Below are 22406 nucleotides of genomic sequence, written 5' to 3'. Positions count from 1 at the left end.
GAGAAGAACCCATGCCCCGCAGATACCTTCGCGCCGCCGTGCTGGCCGCACCCCTCGCCCTGCTGGCCGCCTGCGGCACGGTGATGCCGCCGGCCTCGGCACCACCCTCGTCGGCGCCGACCTCGGTCGCATCGCCAGCGCCGCTCCCGCCGGCGACACCGCCCACGCGGCCCGCGGCGTGGGCCGCGCCAGAGGCGCTGGTCGCGCCCTCTTCGTTCGCGGGCGTGCACGGCCTGGCGATCGACGCCAAGGGCAGGCTGCTCGCGGGCTCGGTGCTGGGCAACACGCTGTGGGAGGTCGACCGCGCCACCGGCGCCGCCAAGGTGCTGATCGACGCGCCCGAGGGCCAGGCCGACGACATCGCCGTGGGCCCGAACGGCGAGTTGGCCTGGACCAACTACCTCATGGGCAAGCTGCGCTACCGCGAGCACGACGGCGCCCCGCTGCGCGTGCTCGCCAAGGACCTGCCCGGCCTCAATTCGCTCGACTTCGACCGCCGCAACGGCAAGCTCTACGCCTCGCAGGTGTTCCTGGGCGACGCGCTGTGGGAGATCGACCGCGCGGGCCAGAAGCCGCCCCGCCTCATCAAGAAGGACATGGGCGGCTTCAACGGCTTCGAGGTCGGCCCCGACGGCATGCTCTACGGGCCGCTGTGGTTCAAGGGCCAGGTCGTGAAGATCGATCCCGCCGACGGCCGCATGGCGGTGATCGCCGACGGCTTCCAGGTGCCGGCCGCCGCCAATCTCGACGGCAAGGGCAACCTCTGGGTGGTCGACGCGCGCAGCGGCGAGCTGGTGCGGGTGGAACTGGCCAGCGGGCGCAAGACGGTGGCCAAACAGCTGCGGCCTTCGCTCGACAACCTGGCCATCGCATCGGACGGCACGATCTACGTGTCGAACATGGCCAACAACGAGATCCAGGCCTTCGACCCCGCCACCGGCAGCCTGCGCACGCTCACCAGCGGCAAGGTGGCGGTGCCGGCGGGCATGAAGATCGAGGGCAGCGACCTCTGGGTGGCCGACGTCTTCGGCTTCCGCCGGGTCGACGTGCGAACGGGCGAGGTGCACGACGTGTTCCGCATGCAGCGCGACCCCGAGCTCGACTACCCCTTCGCGGTCGGCCTGTCGCCCAAGCTGTTCGCGCTCAGCTCGTGGTTCACGGGCTCGGTGCAACTGGTCAACCGCCAGACGCTCAAGACCGTGGAAGTGATCCACGGCCTGAAGGCGCCCTTCGACGCCATTCCCATGCCGGACGGCAGCGTGATCTACGCCGAGATCGCCACCGGCAGCATCACCCGCGCCAGCGGGCCTAAGTTTGCCGAAAAGTCAGTGCTCGCCAGCGGCCTGAGCGGCCCGGTGCAGATGGTGCTGGGCCAGGACGGCGCGCTCTACGTGACCGAGGCGGCCGGCAAGCTGGTGCGCATTCCGCTGGACGCCAGCGCGCCGTTGCGCACCGTGGCCGACGGGCTGGCGCTGCCGGAGGGCCTGGCGCAGACGCCGTGGGGCAGCTTCATCGTGGCCGAGAGCGCGGCGCGCCGGCTGGTGGAGATCGACCCGGCCAACGGCAGCCGCCGCACCGTCGCCGAAAACCTGCCGATCGGCCTGGCGCCCGGGCCCGGACTGCCGCCGCCCTACGTGGTGACGGGGGTCGCGGTGGGTGCCGATGGCACCGTCTACATGGCGGCCGATCGCAACAACGCGATATATCGAATTCGCGCTGCAAGGTAGGTAACAGAAAGTGTAATTTTCCTGTTTACTTTTTAAAACAATCATTACAAACTGATCGGGACGTCCCAACGGCGTCCCGATCGCATCCGGTTGTCGGGGGTCTGCGAGGCGTTTTCTTCTTGAAAGGGAATTGCATGACTCCGCTTGTCGTAGGCCAATTGCTCACGCCCGAATACACCCCGGGCATGGTGGCCCTCTCCTTCCTCATCTCCTTCGCCGGCTCGCTGGTGGCCTTGATCTGCGCGCGGCGCATGATCGGGGCCGACGGCAAGCCCAATCTCGCCGTCGTGACCTGCGCCGCGGTGGCGCTGGGCGGCATCGGCATCTGGTCGATGCACTTCATCGGCATGCTGGCGTACCGGCTGCCGGTGCCCATTTCGTACAACATGCCGCTCACCGTGGTGTCGCTGGTGGCCGCCATCCTCATTTCGGGCATCGCGCTCTACATGGCCGGGGGACGGCGCCACTTCAGCCGCTCGGGCTGGCTGGCCGGCAGCCTGCTGGCCGGGCTCGGCGTGTGCGTGATGCACTACATGGGCATGTACGCCATGAACATGCGCGCATCGATTTCCTTCGACATCGCCACGGTCGGGCTGTCGGCGCTGATCGCCGTCACCGCCGCCGCGGCAGCCCTGTGGCTGGCCTTCAACCTGCGCAAGTTCACGCACCAGGTCGCGGCCGCCGCGGTGATGGGCGTGGCGGTATGCACCATGCACTACGTGGGCATGAGCGCGGCCAGCATGATCTGCACCGCGAGCGCCCCCGCCGACGCGCTGGCCATCGGCGGCAGCTACATGGGCCTGACGGTGTTCGGCACGGCCGGCGCGGTGCTGATCTTCATCTACTGGGTGGTCACCGGCAGCAGCCTGGACACGCCGCTCGCCGCCGCGCGGCGTCCGCGCCCGAGCTGACGCGCGCCGGCCAACCAGCTAGTTGGCGCAAGCGGGCCGAGGGGCCCGCTTCTACAGTCCGTGCAGAACGAAAACACACGATCCGCACAGACTCTCATGCCCGTCATCGAATCCCGGCTGCACGCGGCCAGCGACACCTTCCAGGCCAACCGCGCCGGCATGCTCGCGCTGCTCGAACAGGTGCGGGCGCACGAGGCCCGCGCCGCGGCGGCTTCGGGCGCGTCGGCCGAGCGCTTCGCCAAACGCGGGCAGTTGCTGCCGCGCGAACGCCTCGCGCTGCTGCTGGACACCGGCGCGCCCTTCCTGCCGCTGTCCACGCTCGCCGGCCTCGGCCACGACAACCCCGACCTGTCGAAGAGCGTGCCCGGCGGCGGCCTGCTGTCGGGCATCGGCCAGGTGTCGGGCGTGCGCTGCATGGTCAACGCCTCCGACTCGGGCATCGACGCCGGCGCGCTGCAGCCCATGGGCCTGGACAAGCAGCTGCGCGTGCAGGAGATCGCGCTGGAGAACAAGCTGCCCTACGTGCAGCTGGTGGAGAGCGCCGGCGCCAACCTGATGCAGTACCGCGTGCAGGACTTCGTGCGCGGCGGCAACATCTTCCGCAACCTCGCGCGCCTGTCGGCCGCCGGGCTGCCGGTGGTGACGGTGACGCACGGCTCCTCGACCGCCGGCGGCGCCTACCAGACCGGGCTGTCCGACTACATCGTGATGGTGCGCGACCGCACCCGCGCCTTCCTTGCCGGTCCGCCGCTGCTGAAGGCCGCCACCGGCGAGATCGCCACCGAAGAAGAACTGGGCGGCGCCGTGATGCACACCCACGTCTCGGGCCTGGGCGACTACCTGGCCGAGGACGACCGCGACGCCATCCGCATCGCGCGCTCGATCCTCGGCGGCATCGACTGGGCGCGCGGCGAGGCGCCGCGCCAATTCGCGCCGCCGCGCTACGACGCGCAAGATCTGCTCGGCATCATGCCCAGCGACGGGCGGCGGCCGGTGGACATGCGCGAGGTCATCGCGCGCATCGCGGACGGCTCGGAGTTCCTGGAGTTCAGCGAGCACTACGGCAGCGCCACCGTCTGCGGGCACATCCGGCTCGAAGGGCACGCGGTGGGCATCGTCACCAACAACGGCCCGATCGACTCCGACGGCGCGACCAAGGCCACGCACTTCATCCAGGCCTGCTGCCAGTCGCGCACGCCCATCGTCTACCTGCAGAACATCACCGGCTACATGGTGGGCCGCGCGCACGAGGAGGCCGGCATCATCAAGCACGGCGCCAAGATGATCCAGGCCGTGACCAACGCCAGCGTGCCGCAGATCACGCTGCACTGCGGCGCCTCCTACGGCGCGGGCAACTACGGCATGTGCGGGCGGGGCTTCGCGCCGCGCTTCTGCTTCAGCTGGCCCAACGCGCGCACCGCCGTGATGGGCGGCGAGCAGGCTGCGAAGACCATGGCCATCGTCATGGAGGCCGGCATGGCGCGCAAGGGCGCGGTGGACCACGCGAAGATCGACGCGATGCAACAGCAGATCGTCGAGCGCTTCGACCGGCAGATGAGCGTCTTCACCACCAGCGCGCTGCTGCTGGACGACGGCGTGATCGACCCGCGCGACACGCGCGCGGTGCTGGCCGAGGTTCTTTCCGTATGCCGCGACGCCGATGCGCGCGTGCCGCAACCCATGCAGTTTTCGGTGGCACGGCCATGAACACGAATTTCCGCAAGATCCTGATCGCGAACCGCGGCGAGATCGCCGTGCGCGTGATGCGCACCGCGCGCGCCATGGGCTGGCGCACCGTGGCCGTGTATTCCACCGCGGACGCGGACGCCGAGCATGTGCGGCAGGCCGACGAAGCCGTGTGGATCGGCGAATCGCTGCCCGCGCAGAGCTACCTGAACATCGCCGCGATCGTCGACGCAGCGCGCGCGAGCGGCGCCGACGCGGTGCACCCCGGCTACGGCTTTCTCGCGGAGAACGCGTCGTTCGCGCAGGCCTGCCGCGACGCGGGGCTGGTGTTCATCGGGCCTTCTCCGGAAGCCATCCTCGCGATGGGCGACAAGGCCGGCGCCAAGCGGCTGATGCAGGCGGCGGGCGTGCCGTGCATTCCCGGCTACCAGGGCGAAGACCAGGGCGCCGACAGGCTCGCGGCGGAGGCCGCGCGCATCGGCTGGCCCGTGATGATCAAGGCCACGGCGGGCGGCGGCGGGCGCGGCATGCGGCTGGTCGCGTCGGCCGTAGGCTTCGCCGAGGCGCTGCAGAGCGCGCAGTCCGAGGCGCTCAATGCCTTCGGCGACGCAACGGTGATCCTCGAGCGCGCCATCGTCGCGCCGCGCCACATCGAGATCCAGGTGTTCGCCGACCGGCACGGCAATGCCATCCACCTCGGCGAGCGCGACTGCTCGGTGCAGCGGCGGCATCAGAAGGTGATCGAGGAAGCGCCCTCGCCCGCCGTGTCCGCGGCGCTGCGCGAACGCATGGGTGCGACCGCCGTCGCCGCCGCGAAAGCCATCGCCTACGAGGGCGCGGGCACGCTCGAATTCCTGCTCGACGCCGAAGGCCAGTACTGGTTCATGGAAATGAACACGCGCCTGCAGGTGGAGCACCCGGTGACCGAGGCGGTGACGGGCCTGGACCTGGTCGAGCTGCAACTGCGCGTGGCGGCCGGCGAGCCCCTGCCGCTCTCGCAGCAGGACGTGCGCATCGACGGCCACGCCATCGAAGTGCGGCTGTGCGCTGAAGATCCGCTGCAGGGCTTCATGCCGCAGAGCGGCACGCTCGCCGCCTGGCGGCCTTCGCCGGCATTGCGCACCGAGCATGCGCTGCGCGACGGCGCGGCGGTGCCGCCGTTCTACGACTCGATGATCGCCAAGCTCGTGGCGAGCGGCCGCACGCGCGACGAAGCCCGCCGCAAGCTGCTCGCCGGCCTGGGCGACACCGTAGCGCTGGGCGTCGCGACCAATCAGCAACTGCTGCAACGCGCGCTTTCGCACGAGGTGTTCGCCGGCGGCGGCGCGACCACCGCCTTCATTGCCGATCACCTCGATGCGCTGCTCGCGCCCGACGCGGCCACCGACACGCAAGCCGCGCTGCTGGCCGCACTGCTGCTGCAACTGGGCGAGCGCGGCTGGCCATCGCCGCTCGCGCACACGCTGCCGAACGCGCTGCGCTTTGCGCTGGGCGGCGCGGTGCACGAGGCCCGCGTGACGCCGCGCGGCGCGGGCCGCTTCGACGTCGCGCTCGATGGCGCGCCGCCGGAGCCTGTCGCCCTGCTCGCGCTGCCCGGCGACGGCACGGTGCGTTTCTCGTGCGACGGGCTTTCCGAGCAGGCTTTCGTCGTGCGGGATGCGGGCCGCTCGAGTTTTCATTTCCGCGGCCAGGCCTTCCAGCTCGACGACCTCACCCATGCCGCGGTCGCGCGCGCCGGCGCGGACGGCGGCGACGGCCTGCTGCGCGCTTCGATGAACGGCCGCGTCATCGCGCTGCTCGCGGCCGAGGGCGACACCGTCGCCGCCGGGCAGCCGCTGGTCACGCTGGAGGCCATGAAGATGGAGCATGTGCATTGCGCCCCGCGCGCCGGCCGCGTCGCCGCGCTGCATGTGGCGGTGGGCGCGCAGGTCGCGGCGCGCCATGTGGTCGCGGAGATCGCCGACGCCTGATGAAACCCGTCGCCGCCTTTCCCGCAGTTTTCAGAAAGCATCTCGAATGAACGCCTCCCCTGCGAGCTACCGCTCCGTCTTCGCGCCCGGCCTCTTCGGCGGGCAAGTCATCGTGGTGACGGGCGGCGGCTCGGGCATCGGCCGCTGCACCGCGCACGAGCTCGCCTCGCTCGGCGCGCAGGTGGTGCTGGTCGGCCGCAAGCCCGAGAAGCTGGAAGCGGTGAAGGCCGAGATCGAAGCCGCCGGCGGCAAGGCCGCCACGCAGGCCTTCGACATCCGCCAGGAAGAGGCGGTACGCGACGCGGTGCGTGCCATCGTCGCGGCGCACGGCCGCATCGACGGGCTGGTGAACAACGCGGGCGGCCAGTACATCACGCCGCTGGCCGACATCTCGGCCAAGGGCTGGGAGGCCGTGATCCACACCAACCTCACGGGCGGCTTCCTGGTGGCGCGCGAATGCTTCGTGCAGAGCATGCAGGCCAACGGCGGCGCCATCGTCAACATCGTGGCCGACATGTGGGGTTCGATGCCCAACATGGGCCACAGCGGCGCGGCGCGCGCGGGCATGGTGAGCTTCACCGAGACCGCCGCGCTCGAATGGGCCGCGAGCGGCGTTCGCGTGAACGCGGTGGCGCCGGGCTACATCGCCTCCAGCGGCATGGACCACTACCCGCCCGAGGCCGGCGACATGCTGCGCGCCATGCGCAAGACCGTGCCCGCGGGCCGCTTCGGCAACGAGGCCGAGACCTCCGCCGCCATCGCCTTCCTGCTGAGTCCGGCGGCCAGCTTCATCAGCGGCAGCGTGCTGCGCGTGGACGGCGCGCGGCCGCAGGTGCGCATGGGCTGGCCGATGGCGCTGCCCGACGCGCAGGCCCGGCAGCGCCCCGCCGTGAAGCCCTTCGACGGATTCCACCTCGCGCAGACGCCGCGCGTGTTCCAGGAAAAGTAAAGAAAGAAAGACCGGAGACACAACCCATGCAGTACACGCACGAACACCTCGAGATCCAGAAAACGCTGCGCCGCTTCATCGACGAAGAAATCAACCCGCGCGTGGACGAATGGGAAGAAGCCGAGATCTTTCCCGCGCACGAGATCTTCAAGAAGCTCGGCAACCTGGGCCTGCTGGGCCTGAACAAGCCCGAGGCCTTCGGCGGCGGCGGGCTCGACTATTCGTATGCCATGGCCATGGCCGAGGCGCTGGGCCACATCAGCTGCGGCGGCGTGCCGATGGCCATCGGCGTGCAGACCGACATGTGCACGCCGGCGCTCGCGCGATTCGGCAGCGACGAGCTGCGCCGCGAGTTCCTCGCGCCGGCCATCGCGGGCGACATGGTCGGCTGCATCGGCGTGAGCGAGCCCGGCGCGGGCAGCGACGTGGCGGGCCTGAAGAGCCATGCGCGCAAGGACGGCGGCGACTACCTCATCAGCGGCCAGAAGATGTGGATCACCAACAGCCTGCAGGCCGACTGGATGTGCATGCTGGTCAACACCAGCGACGGCCCGGTGCACCGCAACAAGTCGCTGGTGATGGTGCCGATGGACAGCCCCGGCATCGAGAAGGCGAAGAAGATCCGCAAGATAGGCATGAATTCGAGCGACACCGGCCTCATCTACTTCGACAACGTACGCGTGCCGCAGCGCTACCGCGTGGGCGAGGAGGGCCAGGGCTTCGTCTACCAGATGCAGCAGTTCCAGGAAGAGCGGCTCTGGGCGGCGGCGAGTTCGCTGGAGCCGATGGAAGACTGCATCGCCCAGACCATCGAGTGGGCGCAGCAGCGCAGCATGTTCGGCGCCACGCTGGCCGACCAGCAGTGGGTGCAGTTCAAGCTGGCCGAGCTGAAGACCGAGGTGGAAGCGCTGCGCGCGCTCACCTACCGCGCCTGCGACCTGCATGTGCAGGGCCAGGACGTGCTCGAGCTCGCGTCGATGGCCAAGCTCAAGACCGGACGCCTCACGCGGCAGGTGGCCGACACCTGCCTGCAGTTCTGGGGCGGCATGGGCTTCACGCTGGAGAACCGCGTGTCGCGGCTTTTCCGCGACGGCCGGCTGGGCTCCATCGGCGGCGGCGCGGACGAGGTGATGCTGGGCATCCTCGCGAAGACCATGGGCATCGCCAAGCGGCCACCGCGCGGTTGAACACACCATGAACGCCGAACTGCAGGCCGACCGCGCGGCACTGGCCGACACGGTGCGGCGCTTCGCCGAGAACGAGATCGCACCGAACGTGCAGGCGTGGGACGACGCGGGCGAGTTCCCGCGCGCGCTTTACACGCGCGCCGCCGAGCTGGGCCTGCTCGGCCTGGGTTATCCCGAGGCGCTGGGCGGCACGCCCGCCTCGTACGCGCTCAAGCTGCCGGCGTGGGTGGCGCTCGCGAGCCACGGCAGGAGCGGCGGCGTGCTCGCGAGCCTGTTCTCGCACAACATCGGCTTGCCACCGGTGGTGCTGCACGGCAGCGACGCGGTGCGCGAGGAAGTGGCGCCGCCGGTGCTGCGCGGCGAGAAGATCGCGGCGCTGGCCATCACGGAGCCCGGCGGCGGCTCCGACGTGGCCGCGCTGCGCACCACGGCTCGGCGAGTCCCGGACGGCGATGGCGATCACTACGTGGTGAACGGCGAGAAGACCTTCATCACCTCGGGCATGCGCGCCGACTGGATCACCGTGGCGGTTCGCACCGGCGAGGGGCGCGGCGCGGGCGGCATCTCGATGCTGCTGGTGCCGGGCGACGCGGCCGGCCTCTCGCGCACGCGCCTGTCGAAGATGGGCTGGCTGTGCTCCGACACCGCTACGCTGCACTTCGACAACGTGCGCGTGCCGGCGCGCTACCTTCTCGGGAACGAGGGCGAAGGCTTCCGCATGGTCATGGGCAACTTCAACGGCGAGCGCATCGGCCTGGCGGCGGGCGCGCTGGGCTTCGCGCAGGCCTGCCTCGACGAGGCGCTGGCCTGGGCGCGCGAGCGCAAGGCCTTCGGCGCCGCGCTCATCGAGCACCAGGCTGTGCGCCACAAGCTGGTCGACATGCGGATGCGCATCGCCTCCACCGAGGCCTGGATAGAGGCGGTGTCGGCCGAGGGCGATGCGCTGGAAGCGGCCGGGCGCTTCAACGCGCCGGAGTGGGTGGCGCAGATCTGCATGCTGAAGAACCACGCCACGCAGACCATGCAGTTCTGCGCCGACCAGGCGGTGCAGATCCTCGGCGGCATGGGCTTCATGCGCGGCACGGTCAGCGAGCGCATCTACCGCGAGGTGAAGGTGATGATGATCGGCGGCGGCGCCGAGGACATCATGAAGGAGCTGGCCGCCAAGCAGATGGGCTGGTAGGCCGGGGCGCGGAACGCCGCCGCGCGCCGGGTGTCCAACGTTCCAGCACTCTCGCTGGGTCGCAGGAGACCGACATGCTTTCCCTCAGCTCCGGCATCGGCGCCGCCATCCTTGTCCTGTTGGTGGTGCTGCTCTTTTCGGCGATATGGATCTTCCGGGAGTACGAGCGCGGCATCGTGTTCACCCTCGGGCGCTTCTGGAAGGTGGCCGGCCCCGGCTTCGTGATCGTGGTGCCCGCCATCCAGCAGGTGGTGCGGGTCGACCTGCGCACCGTGGTGCTCGAAGTGCCCACGCAGGACGTGATCTCGCGCGACAACGTGTCGGTGAAGGTCAGCGCGGTCGTCTACTTCCGCATCGTCGATGCCGAGAAAGCCATCATCGAGGTCAAGGACTTCTTCAACGCCACCAGCCAGCTGGCGCAGACCACGCTGCGTTCGGTGCTGGGCAAGCACCAGCTCGACGACATGCTGGCGGAGCGCGAGCAGCTCAACCTGGACGTGCGCGAGTCGCTCGATGCGCAGACGACCTCGTGGGGCATCAAGGTGTCGAACGTGGAGATCAAGCAGATCGACCTGACCGAATCGATGGTGCGCGCCATCGCGCGGCAGGCCGAGGCGGAACGCGAGCGCCGCGCCAAGGTGATCCACGCCGAAGGCGAGCTGCAGGCCTCCGAAAAGCTGTTCCAGGCCGCGCGCGTGCTGGCGCAGGAGCCGCAGGCCATTCAGCTGCGCTACCTGGAAACGCTCACCGTGATCGGCGCGGACAAGAACACGACGATCGTGTTCCCGCTGCCGATGGATCTGGTGAAGGGGCTGTTCGACAAGGGCGGTTGAGCCGGGCTTGCTGCAGGCCTCTTGCGGGCTGGTCAGCCGCCGCTCTTGCCGGCGACCTCTTCCCGTGCCGCGGCTTTCGCGGCCGCGGCGCGCAGCTTGTCCTTCTTGCTCGGGCGCTTGCCCTTGATGCCGCCGGTGCCCGAGGCATCGACCACCGGTGGCGCCACTTCGGTCGGCTCGAAGCCTTCGACGCGCTCGCGCGGCAGGCTCAGTCCCTGGCGCTTCTCGATCAGGCGGAAGTGCGCCTCGCTCGCCGCGCTCACGAAACTGATCGCCAAGCCGCTCTCGCCCGCGCGGCCGGTTCTGCCGATGCGGTGGATGTAGTCGGTCGGCGAGCGCGGCAGGTCGTAGTTGATGACCACCGGCAGCTGCGCGATGTCGATGCCGCGCGCGGCCAGGTCGGTGGCGATCACCACGTCCCAGCGGCTCTGCTTGAACTGCGCAAGGATGTCGGTGCGCGTGCCCTGCGCGATGTCGCCGTGGAAGGGCACGGCGTAGATGCCGTTCTTGTAGAGCTTCTCGGCCACGGTCTGCGCGGCATGCTGCGTGGCGACGAAGACCAGCACGCGGTCCCATTCGCCTTCGTGCTGCTTGAGCAGGTGGCGCAGCAGCTGCGTGCGGCGCGCGGCATCGACCTCGATCACGCGCTGCACGATGTTGGGCTCGGTGCCGGGCTCGCCCTGCACGTCGATGACGGCGGGGTCGCGCAACGTGGCGTCGGCCAGCGCCTGGATGGCGGGCGGGAAGGTGGCGGAGAACAGCAGGTTCTGGCGCTGCCTGGGCAGCAGCGCGAGGATGCGGCCCAGCTCTTCGGCAAAGCCGAGGTCGAACAGGCGGTCGGCCTCGTCGAGCACCAGCGTGGCCACGGCGTCGAGCCGCAGCGCGTTGTGGTCGGCCAGGTCGAGCAGCCGGCCCGGGGTGGCGACGACGATGTCGGCGCCGCCGCGCAGGCTCATCATCTGCGGGTTGATCGACACGCCGCCGAAGGCGACGACGATCTTCAGCCGCTCTGGCAGATGCTGCGCGAGGCTGCGCAGGGTTTCGCCGACCTGGGCCGCGAGCTCGCGCGTGGGCACGAGCACCAGGGCGCGTACGCGGCGCGTGGAGCCTGGCGGGCGCTCGGCGCCCAGGCGCTGCAGCAGCGGCAGGGAAAATGCGGCGGTCTTGCCGGAGCCGGTCTGCGCCGAGCCCCGCACGTCGCGACCTTGCAGAATCGCGGGGATGGCCGCGGCCTGGATGGCGGTCGGTGCGGCATAGCCGCTTTCGGCGGCGGCGTGCACGAGCGCGGGGGCCAGGCCCAGTGAATCGAATGGCATGTGAGCAGACAGCAGAGAGAAACCCGGTAACAGAGAAGAGATGGATCGAATGGCGACGACGAAAAGCAATCAGGCCGGCAGCACCCTGGTGTATTCCACCGAGGCGGGCGGCCGCATGTGCCCCGGCTGCGGGGCGCCGGTGGCGCAGTGCCGCTGCAAGGAACTCAATGCGCGCCTGCCGGCCACTGACGGCATTGTGCGTGTATCGCACGAGACCAAGGGACGCAAAGGCAAGGGCGTGACGGTGGTCAAGGGCGTCGCGCTCGACGCCGCTGGGCTCACGGCGCTGGGCAAGCAGCTGAAAACGGCCTGCGGCTCGGGCGGCACGGTGAAGGACGGCGTGATCGAAATCCAGGGCGATCACCGCGAACTGGTGATCGCGGCGCTCGTGAAGCAGGGCCACACGGTCAAGCGCGCAGGCGGCTAGAGAGAAGGAGGCAACCGCCGATGAACCCCGAAGACCTGCAGCGGCTCGTGACGCTCCAAATGCCTTTCGGCAAGCACAAGGGCACGCTGATTGCCGATTTGCCCGGAAATTACCTGACCTGGTTTGCACGCGAGGGTTTTCCCTCGGGAGAAATTGGCCGGCTGCTCGCCTTGATGCATGAAATAGACCACAACGGGCTCTCGGACCTCCTGAAACCGTTGCGAAACCGCCCGTCGCCTCGGGATGTTTCTCAATAACACACGAATTTCCAACCCTTTTTGCAATTGGGCTGGATAATCCGGCCTACGTGTCTGTGAGCTTTGCCTCCCGTGCACGTAATTTAGTGATCGGTCAGTTTCGCGCCACAGCGCATTTTGTTTGTTGTGATTCTGGGACTCCATCGCTTTGTTTTGTTGGTTTGAATTAGGAGTCCCTCAATGGGCAAGAAACTCTACGTAGGCAACCTCGCCTACTCCGTGCGTGACAACGACCTGGAACAGGCTTTCGGCGAGTTCGGCTCGATCGTCAGCGCCAAGGTCATGATGGAACGTGACACCGGCCGTTCGAAGGGCTTCGGCTTTGTCGAAATGGGTTCGGATGCCGAAGCACTCGCAGCCATTGAAGCCATGAACGGCCATTCGCTCCAGGGCCGCGCCCTGACGGTGAACGAAGCCCGTCCGATGGAAGCTCGTCCCCCCCGTAGCGGTGGTGGCGGCGGCGGCTACGGTGGTGGCGGCGGTGGCGGCTACGGCGGTGGTGGTGGCGGCGGTTACGGCGGCGGCGGCGGTGGCCGCAGCGGTGGTGGCGGCGGCTACGGCGGCGGCGGCGGTGGTCGCGGCGGCTACTAAGCCCTCACCCACACTCCGAGAGCTCCGGCTCTCTGAATGAAAAAAGCTCCTTCGGGAGCTTTTTTCATTGGTGCGCCAACCCTGCAAACAGGACCCCATGCAAACCCGGTAAGCATTTTTGCGTAGCGAAATGGTCAGCCAACGGTCAGGCTCGGACGACGACCCTCCCCCCTTCATAACAAGAGGAGAGAGACAGTGCGCATCAAGAGTCAGGCAGACTTCTTTTCAGGAGTCATGTTCACCACCGTGGGGGGCGCGTTCGCGATAGGCGCGACCACCTACACCATCGGCAACGGCGCCCGCATGGGCCCCGGCTACTTCCCGTTGATGCTCGGCATCCTGCTGGCCGTCCTCGGGGTCATCATCATGTTCCAGGCGATGGTGGTGGAAACCACCGACGGCGACCCGATCGGCAAATGGGCCTGGAAGCCGCTGGCCTTCGTGCTCGGCGCCAACCTGGCCTTCGGCGTGCTGCTGGGCGGGCTGCCCAGCATCGGCGTGCCGGCCATGGGCATGATCATCGCGATCTACGCGCTCACGATCATCTCGAGCATGGCGGGCGAGCACTTCAAGCTGCGCGACGTGCTGATTCTCTCGACCATCCTGGCGGCCGGCAGCTATGTGGCCTTCATCTGGGCGCTGAAGCTCCAGATCCAGGTCTGGCCCACTTTCATTTCGGGCTGAGGAGAGAAACACCATGGACCTGATCCACAACCTCTCCATCGGTTTCGGCGTTGCCTTTACCTTCACCAACCTGCTGTACTGCCTGGTCGGCTGTATTCTGGGTACGCTGATCGGCGTGCTCCCCGGCATCGGCCCGGTCGCGACCATCGCGATGCTGCTGCCCGCCACCTATGCGCTGCCCCCCGTGTCGGCGCTGATCATGCTGGCCGGCATCTACTACGGCGCGCAGTACGGCGGCTCGACCACGGCCATTCTGGTCAACCTGCCGGGCGAGTCGTCCTCGGTGGTCACCTGCATCGACGGCTACCAGATGGCCAGGCAGGGCCGAGCGGGTCCGGCGCTGGCCGCGGCGGGCCTGGGCTCGTTCTTCGCGGGTTGCGTCGGTACGCTGATCCTGGCGGCCTTCGCGCCGCCGCTCACCGAACTGGCCTTCAAGTTCGGCCCGGCCGAGTACTTCTCGCTGATGGTGCTGGGCCTGATCGGCGCCGTGGTGCTGGCCTCGGGCTCGCTGATCAAGGCGGTGGCCATGATCGTGCTGGGCCTGCTGCTGGGCATCGTCGGCACCGACGTGAACTCGGGCGTGGCGCGCTACAGCTTCGACATTCCGGAACTGACCGACGGCATCGGCTTCGTGGTCATCGCCATGGGCGTGTTCGGCTACGGCGAAATCATCGGCAACCTCTCGCAGCCGGACGACGAGCGCGAAGTGTTCACGCACAAGGTCAAGGGCCTGTGGCCCACCAAGGACGACTTCAAGCGCATGACGCCCGCCGTACTGCGCGGCACCGCGCTGGGCTCCGCCCTCGGCATCCTGCCGGGCGGCGGCGCGCTGCTGGCCTCGTTCGCCTCGTATGCGCTGGAAAAGAAGATCCGCATGCGCCCCGGCGAAGTGCCCTTCGGCAAGGGCAACATCCGCGGCGTGGCGTCGCCCGAGTCGGCCAACAACGCCGGCGCGCAAACCTCCTTCATCCCGCTCCTGACGCTGGGCATTCCGCCCAACGCCGTGATGGCGCTGATGGTGGGCGCGATGACCATCCACAACATCCAGCCCGGCCCGCAGGTGATGACCAGCAACCCCGAGCTGTTCTGGGGCCTGATCGCCTCGATGTGGATCGGCAACGCGATGCTGATCATCCTGAACCTGCCGCTGATCGGCATGTGGATCAAGCTGCTGACGGTGCCCTACAAGTTCCTGTTCCCCGCCATCGTGCTGTTCTGCGCCATCGGCGTGTACTCGACCAACAACAACACCTTCGACGTGTGGATGGTGGCGGCCTTCGGCTTCATCGGCTACCTGTTCATCAAGCTGCGCACCGAGCCGGCGCCGCTGCTGCTGGGCTTCATCCTCGGGCCGATGATGGAAGAGAACCTGCGACGCGCGCTGCTGCTGTCGCGCGGCGCGTGGAGCGTGTTCGTCACGCGCCCGCTGTCGGCCGGACTGCTGGTGGCCGCGGTGGCGCTGCTGGGCATCGTGCTGCTCCCGGCCATCAAGGCCAAGCGCGAGGAAGCCTTCGTCGAAGACTGATCCTCCCCGCCGCCAGAACCGCAAGCCTCCGCCCCGGCGGGGGCTTTTTCATTTCAGGAAGGCGTCGTAGGCGGTCTTGAGGATCAGCGCGCTCACCACCACGATGAACACCACCCGCACGAAGCCCGCGCCGTGCCTGAGCGCCACGCGCGTGCCCAGCAGGCTGCCGGCCACGTTGGCCACCGCCATCACCAGCCCGTAGTGCCACCAGACGTGGCCCTTGGCGGCCAGCAAGATCAGCGCGGCGGCGTTGGTCAGGGTGTTGATGATCTTGGCCGAGGCGGAGGCGTTGAGGAAGTCGTAGCCCATCCAGCGCACGAACAGGAACACCAGGAAGCTGCCGGCGCCCGGGCCGAAGAAGCCGTCGTAGAACCCGATCGACAGGCCGATGGCGCAGGCCGCCAGGGTCTCGGCGCGGCCGCTGAAGCGCGGCGCGTGCAGCCGGCCCATGTCCTTGCGCGCCAGCGTGTAGAGCAGCACGCCCAGCAGAATGACCGGGAGCGCCCGGCGCAGGAAGTCGCCCGGAAACATCGTGACGCCCCAGGCGCCCAGCATCGAGCCCACGAAACCGAGCAGCGCGGCCGGCCACAGGGCGCCCCAGCGCATCTGCACCCGCTGGCTGAATTGCGCGGCGGCGGCGGCCGTGCCCCATATCGACGCACTCTTGTTGGTGCCCAGCAGCGTGGCCGGTGGTGCGCCGGGGAACACGGCAAACAACGCCGGCACCAGGATCAGCCCGCCTCCGCCCACGATCGAATCGACAAAACCCGCGAGCAGCGAGGCGCCCGTCACCACCAGCATTTCCATAGGGGGCGGATTGTCTCACCCGGCGGCGCTACCAAAAAAGGAGCAGAAGACAGCGATGCTTCAGGTCGCGCGGGCATAAAAAAGGCGCCGACCAGCGGCGCCTTTCAAACTCAAACCCGGCATCTCGTACGGAGCCTTTGAAGCATTTTTTTCTAGTTGCTTGGAAACTGTCTCCTCGGACCCTCGGCAGCACGAGCAGGGCCCGTTCGCGAGTGGCGTGACTTTAGGGCGTGCACCGGGCCAGTGCATTAGGAATTACCCGCTTTGCCTTAACCCGGAAGACAGATTCGCAAACCAAAGTGTTTCTGGTAGTTAACAACGTGGCACGACTTGTGCACGTTCGACCGCAGTCCAACACTCGAAGAAGAAGCACCCATGGCACTGGCACCGCAAGCCTCCATCAACGCGGCAGACACCGCCTGGATGATGACCTCGACCGCGCTGGTGCTGCTGATGACGCTGCCCGGCATCGCGCTCTTCTACGCGGGCATGGTGCGCCGCAAGAGCGTGCTGGCCACGATGGCCGCCGTGGTGGCGGTCGCCGCGGCGGTCTCGCTCACGTGGTTCGCCGTGGGCTATTCGCTGGCCTTCACCGAGGGCTGGCCATGGCTCGGCGGCGCGGGCCGCTTCTGGTTCTCGGGCTTCGAATACCTGAAGGACGCCGGCCAGGTGGCGGTGAGCCACGTCGCGCCCAACGTGCCGGAGTCGGTCTACGCGATGTTCCAGCTGACCTTCGCGATCATCACCACCGCGCTGGTGCTGGGCGCCCTGGTGGAGCGCATGCGCTTCTCGGCGGTGCTGTGGTTCGCGCTGCTGTGGAGCGTGCTGGTCTATGCGCCCATCGCCCATTGGGTGTGGGAGCCGGGCGGCTGGCTCGCGCAGATGGGGGCGCTCGACTTCGCGGGCGGCTCGGTGGTGCACGTCAACGCGGGCATCGCGGGGCTGGTGTGCGCCTATGCGCTCGGCCCGCGCAAGGGCTACGGGCGCGAGGCCTTCGAGCCCTACAGCCTGGCCTTCACCATGATGGGCGCGGGCCTGCTGTGGGTCGGATGGTTCGGCTTCAATGCGGGCTCGGCGGTGGCGGCCGACGGGCGTGCCGGCCTGGCGATGCTGGTGACGCACATCGCGGCGGCCGCCGGCGCCATGAGCTGGATGGTCGGCGAATGGATCGTGCGGCGCAGCCCCTCGCTGCTGGGCCTGTGCTCGGGCCTGGTGGCGGGGCTGGTGGCCATCACGCCGGCGGCCGGTTTCGTCACGCCGCTGGCGGCGCTGGCCATCGGCGCCATCGCGGGGCTGGCCTGCTACTGGGGCGCCACCGGGCTGAAGCACCTGCTGGGCGCGGACGACTCGCTCGACGTGTTCGGCGTGCACGGCATCGGCGGCGTCGTGGGCGCGCTGCTCACGGGCGTGTTCGCCGACGCGCGCATCTCCGGCGCCACCGGCGACGTGCTGACGCAGGCGATCGCGGTCGGCAGCGTGGCGATCTACAGCGCCACGGGAACGGCGGTGGTGCTGTTCCTGGTGCATGTGCTGGTCGGGCTGCGCGTGGACGCCGACAGCGAAGTGCTGGGCCTCGATCTTGCACAGCACAGGGAACATCTCGGGAGTTGACCCACAGACGGAGGAACCATGCCATCCATGTCCGAAAGCGAACGCATCGCCCTCGCCGCCCGCCTTCATGTGGCGCTGCGGCGAAAGCACGGGCGCGTGACCGACACCGAATGGATGGCGACCAACGCCGAATACGCCACGGAAATCGTGCGCATGACCCGCGCGCACGCGGCGGACACCAAGGACGAGGAGCTCTACCAGCTCGCGACGCGGCTGGAGCAGGCGATGGAGCCGCTGGCGCGCGCGGCCCGGCTGGCTGCCCGCCAGCCCGACGGGCAGCCGCCCACGCCGCCGCCCCGGTACGTGGGCGGGCTGCGCTGACCGGCGGCAATCGCCGGCCACGGGCTCATTCCAGCGCTTTGCAGGCCGAGGCGATGCGCCCGCAAGCCTCTTCCAGCTGCGCCATCGACGTCGCATACGAGATGCGGAAATACGGCGCCAGCCCGAACACGCTGCCCGGCACCACCGCCACCTCGAAGTCCTGCAGCAGATAGCGGCAGAAGTCGCTGTCGCTCTGCAGCACCGCGCCGCCGCGGGTTCGCTTGCCGAGCACGCCGGCGCAGCTCGCGAAGGTGTAGAACGCGCCCTCGGGCACGCGGCAGCGCAGGCCCGGCGCGCTGTTCAGCGCCGCCACCACGAAGTCGCGGCGCGCCTGGAAGTCGGCGCAGCGCTCGGCCACGATGTCCTGCGGGCCGGTCAACGCCTCGATGGCGGCGGCCTGGCTGATCGACGAGGGGCACGAAGTCGTCTGGCTCTGCACCACGGCCATGGCCGCGATCAGCGCGCGCGGACCCGCGCCGTAGCCGACGCGCCAGCCGGTCATCGCATAGGCCTTGGACACGCCGTTGACCGTCAACGTGCGCTCGCGCAGGCGCGGCTCCACCACCGCCGGCGTCGCGAACGCCAGGCCGTCGTAGAGGATGTGCTCGTAGATGTCGTCCGCCAGCACCCACACCCGCGGATGGCGCAGCAGCACGTCGCACAGCGGCTTGAGTTGCGCGGCGCTGTAGGCCGCGCCGCTCGGGTTCGACGGCGAGTTCAGGAAGATCCAGCGCGTGCGCGGCGTGATCGCGGCTTCGAGCTGCGCGGCGTCGAGCCGGAAGCCGTTGGCCTCGGTGCAGGCCACCGGCACCGGCACGCCGCCGCAGACCTGCACGATGTCGGCGTAGGAGGTCCAGTACGGCGCGGGCAGGATCACCTCGTCGCCGGCATCCAGGCTGGCCATCATCGCGTTGAAGATGACCTGCTTGGCGCCCGCGCTCACGCTGATCTCGTCGAGCGCGAACTCCAGCGCGTTGTCGCGCTTGAACTTCAGCTGCACCGCCGCCTTCATGGCGGGGCTGCCGTCGAGCACGGTGTAGCGCGTGTCGCCGCGGCCGATGGCGCGCACCGCGGCGTCGCGCACGTTCTGCGGCGTGTCGAAATCGGGCTCGCCCGCGCCCAGCACGATCACCGGACGGCCCGCGCGCTTGAGCGCATTGGCATGGTCGGTGATGCGCAGGATCTCCGAGACGCCGATGGCGCGCACGCGCTGCGCCGGCTCGAAGACGCCAGCGGCAATCGCTGCGGTGTCCGTGGTCACTTGGCGTAGGCCTCCAGCGGCTTGTCGTTGGGCTCGGCCATCAGCTGCTTGAGCGTGGCGCTCATCGGCAGGTTCAGGCTGGTGTTCTTCGGCGGAATGGCGGCGACGAACCACTTGGTGTAGATCTTCTCGAGCTCGCCGCTCTTCATCATGCGGCGCAGCGAATCGTCCACGGCGGTCTTGAAGGCCGGGTCGTCCTTGCGGAACAGCAGCGCGATGGGTTCCGAGCCCAGCGCCTCGCCGACGATGCGGTACGAGGCGGGGTCCTTCGAGTTGGCGATGATGCCGGCCAAAAGGTTGTCGTCGAGCACGAAGGCGTCGGCGCGGCCCGACTCCAGCTGCAGGAAGCTCTCGAGGTGGTCCTTGCCGAGCACGGTCTTGTACGACACGTTGTTCGAGCGCTCGCGCTTGCGCAGCAGCTGCACCGCGGTGGTGCCGGTCGATGCCGACACATTGCGGCCCGCCAGCTGGTCGAGCGTGGTGATGCCCGAGTCGACCTTGGTGGCCATGCGCACTTCGCTCACGTAGGTGGTGAGGGCGAAGGCCACCAGCTGCTGGCGCGCCATGTTGTTGGTGGTGGGGCCGCAGCCGATGTCCAGAGTGCCGTTCTGCACCAGCGGAATGGTGTTCTGCGCGGTCACGGCCATGTACTCGAGCTTGGCCTGCGGCGCGATGTCCTTGAGCACGCGCTCGCACAGCTCGACGTGGTAGCCCACGTACTTCTCGCCCGCGCCCAGCATGTAGGCCATGGGCGGCGAGGCTTCGCGCACGCCCAGCACGACCTTGCCGCTGGTCTTGATCTTGTCGAGCGTGCCGGTGGCCGTCTGCGCAGCGGCGCCGAACGCGAGCGCAAGCAATGCGACGGCCGCGGCGGTCTTGAAGGGAATGTTCATGGGTTCTATCTCCTGTGGTTTTGTGATCTGCAAGGCAAAGGCTGCCCGCGAGCAGCGGACAGCCCATTCGTGAGACATCGCGGAACCGGCTTTGCCGGGCCGCCGATGTCGCCCCCGGAAGGGGGTTGGCGAAGCGACACGAAGTGCGCGAAGCCTGGGGGAGAGCCCTACTCTTCGATATCGAAAGTGACGCCCTGCGCGAGCGGCAGCGCGGTCGAATAGTTGATGGTGTTGGTGGCGCGGCGCATGTACGCCTTCCAGCTGTCGGAGCCGGCTTCGCGGCCGCCGCCGGTTTCCTTCTCGCCGCCGAAGGCACCGCCGATCTCGGCGCCGCTCGGGCCGATGTTGACGTTGGCAATGCCGCAGTCGGAACCCGCGCTCGACATGAAGCGCTCGGCCTCGCGCATGTTCAGCGTGAAGATCGACGACGACAGCCCCGCGCCCACCGCGTTGTGCCATTCGATGGCCTCGTCGAGCGAGCTGTAGCGCACCACGTACAGGATTGGCGCGAAGGTCTCGCGCAGCACCGGGCCGTCATGCGACTTCAGCTCCACCAGCGCGGGGCGCACGTAGTAGGCGTCGTGCGTGCCGATGCCTTCCACGCGCTGGCCGCCGTGCACCGTGGCGCCGGTCTCGCGGCTTTCGGAGAGCGCCTTCTGCATGCCGTCGAAAGCCGCGCGGTCGATCAGCGGACCGACCAGCGTGCCGGCCTCGCGCGGGTCGCCGACCCGCACGTTGCCGTAGACCTTGGCGAGCTTGGGCACCAGCTGGTCGTACACGCTGTCGTGCACGAACAGGCGGCGCAGCGTGGTGCAGCGCTGGCCGGCCGTGCCCATGGCCGCGAAGGCGATGCCGCGCAGCGTGAGGTCCAGGTCGGCCGATGGGGTGACGATGGCGGCGTTGTTGCCGCCGAGCTCCAGAATCGCGCGGGCAAAGCGCGCGGCGAGCTTCGGCCCGACCTGGCGGCCCATGGCCGTGGAGCCGGTGGCCGAGAGGATTGGCACCCGGTGGTCGTCGACCAGCACCTCGCCGATGTCGCGCTGACCCAGCAGCAGGCCCAGCAGGCCTTCGGGCGCGTCGCCGAAGCGGGCGATGGCGCGCTGCGCGATGGCATGCACGGCCAGGGCGGTCAGCGGCGTTTTTTCAGACGGCTTCCACACCACCGGGTCGCCGCACACCAGCGCCAGCGCCGCGTTCCACGACCACACGGCCACCGGAAAGTTGAAGGCCGAGATCACGCCGCACACGCCCAGCGGATGCCAGGTTTCCATCATGCGGTGCTCGGCGCGCTCGGTGGCCAGCGTGAGGCCGTAGAGCTGGCGCGACAGGCCCACCGCGAAGTCGCAGATGTCGATCATTTCCTGCACTTCGCCCGCGCCTTCGGACGGAATCTTGCCGGCCTCGAGCGTGACGAGCAGGCCCAGGTCGCGCTTGGCGGCGCGAAGCTCTTCGCCCAGCAGCCTTACCAGTTCGCCGCGTCGGGGAGCGGGCATGCTGCGCCAGGTCTTGAAGGCCTCGTGCGCGCGGCCGATGACGGCGGTGGCCTCGGCCGGCGTGGTCTGCGGCACCTGCGCGATCACCTCGCCCGTGACCGGCGAACGCACCGTCAGCGTGCCGCCGGTGTGCGCCTCGCGCGGCACGCCCAGGCGTTGCAGCAGGTGTTCGACTTCGGCGGGCAGGGAGGTGGGGGCTTCGGACATGTGCGCTCCAGCGGAGAGGAAGAAGAAAGGCAACAGGGCAAGGCTCGAAGCGGCCAATGTCTGCGAATTACGCGCGATTGCCTAGTGAAAATATGGAAGGACTTGATGCGTTTCGCGAAGGAACTCCACCTCGGCACCTTCGGTCAGCGCACCAGCCGCAGTGCCGCCGACACCCACAGCATCACCAGCACGACGTTGCTCGCGGCGAACAGCACCAGCCGGTGGATCACGTGGTTGTAGGTCAGGTGCACCACGCTGTGCAGCACGCGCAGGCCCACGTAGGCCCAGGCCAACGCGACGGCCGCCGCGGAAGGCGTTGCCGCCATATAGGAGAGCAGGCACACCACGTAGAACAGCACCGGGAGTTCCAGCAGGTTCATGTAGTTGCGGTTCGGAATGCGCACCGCGTCGGGCACCGCCGTCGATTCGCCGAGCCTGAAATCGTCCGGCCCCACTTCCCGCCGCATGGCCGCGCCGATGCGCTTGACGGGAATCAGCAGCAGGACGATGCCGGTCCAGCCGGCGAGGGCGAAGACGGGGTAGAGGATCGAAGGGTCGGTCATGGGG

General features: G+C 68.8%; 21 protein-coding genes. 15 read left to right on the top strand and 6 right to left on the bottom strand.

All coding sequences use genetic code 11. The features are described 5' to 3' along the window. Positions 1-11: 11 nt before the first annotated feature. From L3V85_RS04320 to L3V85_RS04285, 8 genes are all read left to right on the top strand, one after another. Positions 12-1727, top strand: a complete 1716-nt coding sequence (locus tag L3V85_RS04320; protein ID WP_237678175.1) for a hypothetical protein — start codon at positions 12-14, stop codon at positions 1725-1727. 134 nt (positions 1728-1861) lie between these two features. Further along, on the top strand, positions 1862-2638 hold the full coding sequence (locus tag L3V85_RS04315) for an MHYT domain-containing protein (protein WP_237678174.1): 777 nt from the start codon (positions 1862-1864) through the stop codon (positions 2636-2638). A gap of 96 nt (positions 2639-2734) precedes the next feature. Then, positions 2735-4345, top strand: coding sequence for an acyl-CoA carboxylase subunit beta (locus L3V85_RS04310; protein WP_237678173.1), 1611 nt, complete (start codon positions 2735-2737; stop codon positions 4343-4345). After that, positions 4342-6294 carry an acetyl-CoA carboxylase biotin carboxylase subunit gene (locus L3V85_RS04305; RefSeq protein ID WP_237678172.1) on the top strand — a complete coding sequence of 651 codons (1953 nt, stop codon included), beginning with the start codon at positions 4342-4344 and terminating at the stop codon, positions 6292-6294. Before L3V85_RS04310 ends, L3V85_RS04305 begins: the two co-directional genes overlap by 4 nt. 46 nt (positions 6295-6340) lie before the next feature. After that, positions 6341-7243: an SDR family oxidoreductase gene (locus tag L3V85_RS04300; RefSeq protein WP_237678171.1), complete on the top strand. Its 903-nt coding sequence runs from the start codon at positions 6341-6343 to the stop codon at positions 7241-7243. Positions 7244-7269: 26 nt separating this feature from the next. After that, positions 7270-8430, top strand: a complete 1161-nt coding sequence (locus tag L3V85_RS04295) for an acyl-CoA dehydrogenase family protein (protein ID WP_237678170.1) — start codon at positions 7270-7272, stop codon at positions 8428-8430. Positions 8431-8437: 7 nt separating this feature from the next. Continuing rightward, positions 8438-9613 (top strand): acyl-CoA dehydrogenase family protein, encoded by a 1176-nt coding sequence (locus L3V85_RS04290; RefSeq protein WP_237678169.1) that lies wholly within the window; start codon positions 8438-8440, stop codon positions 9611-9613. A 74-nt stretch (positions 9614-9687) separates the two neighbouring features. Continuing rightward, entirely contained in the window at positions 9688-10446 is a 759-nt protein-coding gene (locus L3V85_RS04285; RefSeq protein ID WP_237678168.1) for a slipin family protein, read from the top strand. A gap of 32 nt (positions 10447-10478) precedes the next feature. On the opposite strand, the gene L3V85_RS04280 is transcribed toward L3V85_RS04285, so the two are convergent. After that, on the bottom strand, positions 10479-11762 hold the full coding sequence (locus tag L3V85_RS04280) for a DEAD/DEAH box helicase (RefSeq protein WP_237678167.1): 1284 nt from the start codon (positions 11760-11762) through the stop codon (positions 10479-10481). A 49-nt stretch (positions 11763-11811) separates the two neighbouring features. On the opposite strand from L3V85_RS04280, the gene L3V85_RS04275 reads away from it, so the two are divergent. From L3V85_RS04275 to L3V85_RS04255, 5 genes are all read left to right on the top strand, one after another. Then, positions 11812-12189 carry a translation initiation factor Sui1 gene (locus tag L3V85_RS04275; protein WP_237678166.1) on the top strand — a complete coding sequence of 126 codons (378 nt, stop codon included), beginning with the start codon at positions 11812-11814 and terminating at the stop codon, positions 12187-12189. 20 nt (positions 12190-12209) lie between these two features. Then, positions 12210-12446: a DUF3820 family protein gene (locus L3V85_RS04270; protein WP_081270675.1), complete on the top strand. Its 237-nt coding sequence runs from the start codon at positions 12210-12212 to the stop codon at positions 12444-12446. A gap of 180 nt (positions 12447-12626) precedes the next feature. Continuing rightward, entirely contained in the window at positions 12627-13037 is a 411-nt protein-coding gene (locus L3V85_RS04265; RefSeq protein ID WP_237678165.1) for an RNA recognition motif domain-containing protein, read from the top strand. A gap of 195 nt (positions 13038-13232) precedes the next feature. Continuing rightward, positions 13233-13721: a tripartite tricarboxylate transporter TctB family protein gene (locus L3V85_RS04260; protein WP_237678164.1), complete on the top strand. Its 489-nt coding sequence runs from the start codon at positions 13233-13235 to the stop codon at positions 13719-13721. Between the two features lie 13 nt (positions 13722-13734). After that, a complete protein-coding gene (locus L3V85_RS04255) occupies positions 13735-15246 on the top strand; it encodes a tripartite tricarboxylate transporter permease (protein ID WP_237678163.1) in 1512 nt (503 codons plus the stop codon). 48 nt (positions 15247-15294) lie between these two features. Here the strand turns inward: L3V85_RS04255 and L3V85_RS04250 are convergent, their stop codons facing one another. Next, positions 15295-16053, bottom strand: a complete 759-nt coding sequence (locus L3V85_RS04250; RefSeq protein ID WP_237678162.1) for a TSUP family transporter — start codon at positions 16051-16053, stop codon at positions 15295-15297. A gap of 375 nt (positions 16054-16428) precedes the next feature. Between L3V85_RS04250 and L3V85_RS04245 the strand changes: the two genes are divergently transcribed. Both L3V85_RS04245 and L3V85_RS04240 read left to right on the top strand, forming a co-directional pair. Beyond that, positions 16429-17664, top strand: coding sequence for an ammonium transporter (locus L3V85_RS04245; protein ID WP_237678161.1), 1236 nt, complete (start codon positions 16429-16431; stop codon positions 17662-17664). 18 nt (positions 17665-17682) lie between these two features. Next, positions 17683-17985: a hypothetical protein gene (locus L3V85_RS04240; protein WP_237678160.1), complete on the top strand. Its 303-nt coding sequence runs from the start codon at positions 17683-17685 to the stop codon at positions 17983-17985. Positions 17986-18010: 25 nt separating this feature from the next. On the opposite strand, the gene L3V85_RS04235 is transcribed toward L3V85_RS04240, so the two are convergent. The 4 genes from L3V85_RS04235 to L3V85_RS04220 all read right to left on the bottom strand — a co-directional run bounded on the left by L3V85_RS04235 (position 18011) and on the right by L3V85_RS04220 (position 22402). Further along, positions 18011-19246 (bottom strand): pyridoxal phosphate-dependent aminotransferase, encoded by a 1236-nt coding sequence (locus L3V85_RS04235; protein WP_237678159.1) that lies wholly within the window; start codon positions 19244-19246, stop codon positions 18011-18013. Further along, positions 19243-20139, bottom strand: coding sequence for an amino acid ABC transporter substrate-binding protein (locus tag L3V85_RS04230; protein ID WP_237678158.1), 897 nt, complete (start codon positions 20137-20139; stop codon positions 19243-19245). The genes L3V85_RS04235 and L3V85_RS04230 overlap by 4 nt, the downstream gene beginning before the upstream one ends. Before the next feature lie 167 nt (positions 20140-20306). Further along, the gene (locus L3V85_RS04225; RefSeq protein ID WP_237678157.1) at positions 20307-21839 is read right to left on the bottom strand and encodes an aldehyde dehydrogenase family protein; all 1533 of its coding nucleotides are present in this window, start codon (positions 21837-21839) and stop codon (positions 20307-20309) included. A 143-nt stretch (positions 21840-21982) separates the two neighbouring features. Next, a complete protein-coding gene (locus tag L3V85_RS04220) occupies positions 21983-22402 on the bottom strand; it encodes an MAPEG family protein (protein ID WP_237678156.1) in 420 nt (139 codons plus the stop codon). Positions 22403-22406 lie beyond the last annotated feature (4 nt).

This window comes from Variovorax paradoxus (assembly GCF_022009635.1).
Lineage (GTDB): Bacteria > Pseudomonadota > Gammaproteobacteria > Burkholderiales > Burkholderiaceae_C > Variovorax.
This window is presented reverse-complemented; position numbering and strand designations above follow the sequence as displayed.

What these genes read in the sequence shown, in the direction of transcription:
- L3V85_RS04320 (WP_237678175.1), top strand. Translation starts at nt 12, where the DNA reads ATGCCCCGCAGATACCTTCGCGCCGCCGTGCTGGCCGCACCCCTCGCC.
- L3V85_RS04315 (WP_237678174.1), top strand. Translation starts at nt 1,862, where the DNA reads ATGACTCCGCTTGTCGTAGGCCAATTGCTCACGCCCGAATACACCCCG.
- L3V85_RS04310 (WP_237678173.1), top strand. Translation starts at nt 2,735, where the DNA reads ATGCCCGTCATCGAATCCCGGCTGCACGCGGCCAGCGACACCTTCCAG.
- L3V85_RS04305 (WP_237678172.1), top strand. Translation starts at nt 4,342, where the DNA reads ATGAACACGAATTTCCGCAAGATCCTGATCGCGAACCGCGGCGAGATC.
- L3V85_RS04300 (WP_237678171.1), top strand. Translation starts at nt 6,341, where the DNA reads ATGAACGCCTCCCCTGCGAGCTACCGCTCCGTCTTCGCGCCCGGCCTC.
- L3V85_RS04295 (WP_237678170.1), top strand. Translation starts at nt 7,270, where the DNA reads ATGCAGTACACGCACGAACACCTCGAGATCCAGAAAACGCTGCGCCGC.
- L3V85_RS04290 (WP_237678169.1), top strand. Translation starts at nt 8,438, where the DNA reads ATGAACGCCGAACTGCAGGCCGACCGCGCGGCACTGGCCGACACGGTG.
- L3V85_RS04285 (WP_237678168.1), top strand. Translation starts at nt 9,688, where the DNA reads ATGCTTTCCCTCAGCTCCGGCATCGGCGCCGCCATCCTTGTCCTGTTG.
- L3V85_RS04280 (WP_237678167.1), bottom strand. Translation starts at nt 11,762, where the DNA reads ATGCCATTCGATTCACTGGGCCTGGCCCCCGCGCTCGTGCACGCCGCC.
- L3V85_RS04275 (WP_237678166.1), top strand. Translation starts at nt 11,812, where the DNA reads ATGGCGACGACGAAAAGCAATCAGGCCGGCAGCACCCTGGTGTATTCC.
- L3V85_RS04270 (WP_081270675.1), top strand. Translation starts at nt 12,210, where the DNA reads ATGAACCCCGAAGACCTGCAGCGGCTCGTGACGCTCCAAATGCCTTTC.
- L3V85_RS04265 (WP_237678165.1), top strand. Translation starts at nt 12,627, where the DNA reads ATGGGCAAGAAACTCTACGTAGGCAACCTCGCCTACTCCGTGCGTGAC.
- L3V85_RS04255 (WP_237678163.1), top strand. Translation starts at nt 13,735, where the DNA reads ATGGACCTGATCCACAACCTCTCCATCGGTTTCGGCGTTGCCTTTACC.
- L3V85_RS04250 (WP_237678162.1), bottom strand. Translation starts at nt 16,053, where the DNA reads ATGGAAATGCTGGTGGTGACGGGCGCCTCGCTGCTCGCGGGTTTTGTC.
- L3V85_RS04245 (WP_237678161.1), top strand. Translation starts at nt 16,429, where the DNA reads ATGGCACTGGCACCGCAAGCCTCCATCAACGCGGCAGACACCGCCTGG.
- L3V85_RS04240 (WP_237678160.1), top strand. Translation starts at nt 17,683, where the DNA reads ATGCCATCCATGTCCGAAAGCGAACGCATCGCCCTCGCCGCCCGCCTT.
- L3V85_RS04230 (WP_237678158.1), bottom strand. Translation starts at nt 20,139, where the DNA reads ATGAACATTCCCTTCAAGACCGCCGCGGCCGTCGCATTGCTTGCGCTC.
- L3V85_RS04225 (WP_237678157.1), bottom strand. Translation starts at nt 21,839, where the DNA reads ATGTCCGAAGCCCCCACCTCCCTGCCCGCCGAAGTCGAACACCTGCTG.
- L3V85_RS04220 (WP_237678156.1), bottom strand. Translation starts at nt 22,402, where the DNA reads ATGACCGACCCTTCGATCCTCTACCCCGTCTTCGCCCTCGCCGGCTGG.